Raw genomic sequence first — 3,355 nt, forward strand, 5'->3', positions numbered from 1 at the left:
CGATCAGCGCAAAAAAGCCCGCTGAAGCTCAACACTTCAGCGGGCTTTTTCATTCAATCACCCATCAAGGCGCAAACGGCATCACCCGCTTGTGATGCGTCTTGTTGTAGGTGTCGACGATGATCTTGAACGCTTCTTCGCGCACCGGGTTGCCATGCAGGAAGGCATCGATCTCGGCATAGGTCACGCCGTGGGAGGCTTCGTCCGGTTTGCCCGGTGACAGGTCTTCGAGGTCGGCTGTCGGGACTTTTTCCACCAGTGATTCCGGGGCGCCGAAGCTGCGGGCAATCGCCCGGACCTGGTTTTTCACCAACCCGCTCAGCGGTGCGAGGTCGCAAGCGCCATCGCCGAACTTGGTGAAGAAGCCCATAACAGCTTCCGCTGCGTGGTCGGTGCCGATCACCAGGCCGTGGGCCGCACCGGCGATGGTGTACTGGGCGACCATGCGCATCCGCGCCTTGGTGTTGCCCAGCACGAAATCCACCGAGACTGCGTGCTTGCCTTCAAAGGCCGCCACTTCATTGGCCAGGGATTTGACCGCCGGGCCGATATTCACAGTGTGGCGCTCGTCCGGCTTGATGAAGTCCACCGAGGCCTGGGCGTCGTGTTCATCGAACTGGGTTTCGTATGGCAGGCGCACGGCGATGAACTTGTAGTTGCCGTCACCGGTACGCTGGCGCAGTTCTCGCATGGCACGCTGGGCCAGCAAGCCCGCGGTCAGGGAGTCGACCCCGCCACTGATGCCCAGCACCAGCGTCTTGAGCCCGGAATTGATCAGGCAATCCTGAATGAAGGTGATCCGTCGGGCGACCTCTGCCTCGAGGGCGGCGTCATCGGCGAACGGCGGTTGAACCTTGAGCTGCTCAGCAATCTCACGCTGTACGGCTTGCATGAATTCACTCCTTGCTAGATAGACTGGATTCGGCAGGAACCTGAAACACATGTCGCAAATAGGCGACGAAATTCGGATCTTTGCAGTGGGTCTTGCCAGGCTCGTCGGAGATCTTCGCCACCGGCTGGCCGTTGCAGGCGGTCATTTTAAGCACGATGCTCATCGGTTCGACACCCGGAATGTCACAGGTCAGGTTGGTGCCGATGCCGAAGCTCACATTGATCCGACCACGCAGCGCCCGGAATATCTCCAGGGACTTGGGCAGTGTCAGACTGTCGGAGAAGGTCAGCGTCTTGCTCATGGGGTCGATGCCGAGCTTGTGATAGTGGGCGATGGCCTTTTCTGCCCACAGCACCGGGTCGCCCGAATCGTGGCGCAACCCGTCGAACAGTTTGGCGAAGAACAGATCGAAATCGCCGAGGAAGGCATCCATGGTGATGCAGTCGGTCAGCGCGATGCCCAACAGGCCCCGGTATTCGCGGACCCAGCAATCAAGGGCGGCAATCTGGCTGTCGATCAGCCGTGGGCCGAGTTGCTGGTGAGCCATGATCCATTCGTGGGCCATGGTACCCAGCGGTTTCATGTCCAGTTCCCGCGACAGGTGCACGTTGCTGGTGCCGACGAAACGGCCGGGAAAGTCGTGCTTGAGTACATTCACCACTTCTTCCTGCACGCGGTACGAGAAGCGTCGACGCGTGCCGAAATCGGCGACCTGCAGCTCCGACAGTTCGTCGCTGTCGGCGTTGGCCGTCAGCCAGTCGAACTTGCGATACAGCTGCTCGCGTGCCTGTTCGAGAACGATTTCACGGTATCGGTAGCGATTGCGTACTTCGCTGACGATCGCCAGCAAAGGTACTTCGAACAAAATCACATGCAGCCACGGGCCGCGCAGGCGGATGAACAGTTCGCCATTTTCGATGCCGGTGTGGATGTAGCGCAGGTTGAACCGAAACAGCCCGAGAAAGCGCAGGAAGTCTGGCTTCAGGAAGCTGATGCGCTCCAGGAAGCTCAGCTGATCGGCGCTCAGGCTCAATTCCGACAAACGCTCGATCTGGTAGCGAATCTCCGCCAGATACGGGCGTAGGTCCTCGCTGTTACGGCAACGAAACTCCCATTCGACTTCGACGTTCGGGTAGTTGTGCAGCACCGCCTGCATCATCGTCAGTTTGTAGAAGTCGGTGTCGAGCAGGTTCTGCACGATGCGATCGGCAAACACGCTCTCGCTCATAACGGGAATCTCCAGCATTGAATAGAGCTAGTGGCGCATAACGGTGGTTGGGATTGCCAGCAATTTTTTAAACCGCAGCGGATCCCGGCAGTTATGGGGATTTGTGGCGAGGGGGCTTGCCCCCGTCCGGCTGCGCAGCAGTCGCAATAGCTTCGGCTTCGAAGTTGCAAGTTTTGGGGTTGCTGCGTAAGCCAGCGGGGGCAAGCCCCCTCGCCACAGGGAAGTGCAAGACGTTAAAGCTGCGCGGCATCCGGGCTATCAACCTGCTCCAGCATCCACTTCACAAAATCCCGCACCTTGGGCACTTCCGCCGAGTGTTCCGGATACGCCAGGTAATAGGCGTCGGTGCTGGGCATTGCATGCTGCCATGGAATGACCAGCTTGCCGTCTGCCAGTTCCTCTTCCACCAGAAAGCGCGGCAGCAATGCGACGCCACAGCCGACTTGAGCGGCGCGGATGCACATATAAAAGGTTTCGAAGCGCGGGCCGTGGTAGCTGTGTTCGGTGTGGTAGCCCTGACTGTCGAACCAGTCATGCCACGCCTGAGGCCTGGAGGCGTTTTGCAGCAGGACCAGGTCGGTGAGTTGCGTCGGGTCGGCAAACGGTACCTCCGGCAGGCTGCCGGGAGCACACACAGGCACCAACTCTTCGCTGAACAGCTTCAGGCATTCGGTACCGGGGCGTGACCCCTGGCCGAAGTAGAACGCCAGATCGCTGCGACCCTGCAGCAAGTCGTCGGCTTCCTGTTCGTTGCACAGGTCCAGATGGATCGACGGATGACGCAGCCGCCAGCCTTTGAGGCGTGGGACCAGCCAGCGCGCGCCGAAGGTCGACGGTGTCGAGACGCGCAGGACTTCGGTTTCGCCGCCGTAGGAACGCAAGTAATGCGTCGACATCTCGACCTGCGTGAGGATTTTCCGTACTTCCACCAGATACAGATCGCCCGCCGGGGTCATTTGCAGACGCCGACGCACCCGGCGAAACAACAGGTGCTGCAATAGCTCTTCCAGTTGTGCCACCTGCTTGCTGACGGCGCTCTGGGTCAGGTTCAATTCTTCGGCAGCCCGGGTAAAGCTCAAATGCCGGGTCACGGCTTCGAAACACTGCAGGGCAGCGATCGATGGCAAATAGCGTTTGTTCAGCATGGGCGGTCCTTTTGTTCTTGTTTCTTTATTGCCAGCAATGCACAGCATGAATAAACGGAATGATATCTCTCTTAATGGTCGTTTGTTGAG

At 59.2% G+C, this 3,355-nt stretch carries 3 protein-coding genes; all 3 read right to left on the minus strand.

Annotation, left to right across the window (positions count from 1 at the left end; genetic code table 11):
• Positions 1-64 precede the first annotated feature (64 nt).
• Positions 65-892 carry an ammonia-dependent NAD(+) synthetase gene (gene nadE, locus D8V06_RS23050; RefSeq protein WP_130906854.1) on the minus strand — a complete coding sequence of 276 codons (828 nt, stop codon included), beginning with the start codon at positions 890-892 and terminating at the stop codon, positions 65-67.
• Between the two features lie 4 nt (positions 893-896).
• Positions 897-2,120, minus strand: a complete 1,224-nt coding sequence (gene pncB, locus D8V06_RS23055) for a nicotinate phosphoribosyltransferase (RefSeq protein WP_130931882.1) — start codon at positions 2,118-2,120, stop codon at positions 897-899.
• A gap of 233 nt (positions 2,121-2,353) precedes the next feature.
• The gene (locus tag D8V06_RS23060) at positions 2,354-3,265 is read right to left on the minus strand and encodes a LysR family transcriptional regulator (RefSeq protein ID WP_130931883.1); all 912 of its coding nucleotides are present in this window, start codon (positions 3,263-3,265) and stop codon (positions 2,354-2,356) included.
• Between the last annotated feature and the right edge of the window lie 90 nt (positions 3,266-3,355).

Source organism: Pseudomonas sp. Sample_24 (assembly GCF_004307605.1).
Classification (GTDB): Bacteria; Pseudomonadota; Gammaproteobacteria; order Pseudomonadales; family Pseudomonadaceae; genus Aquipseudomonas.

Excerpts from the sequence above, each read along its gene's own strand:
- nadE (WP_130906854.1), bottom strand. The coding sequence starts at position 892 with ATGCAAGCCGTACAGCGTGAGATTGCTGAGCAGCTCAAGGTTCAACCG.
- D8V06_RS23060 (WP_130931883.1), bottom strand. The coding sequence starts at position 3,265 with ATGCTGAACAAACGCTATTTGCCATCGATCGCTGCCCTGCAGTGTTTC.
- pncB (WP_130931882.1), bottom strand. The coding sequence starts at position 2,120 with ATGAGCGAGAGCGTGTTTGCCGATCGCATCGTGCAGAACCTGCTCGAC.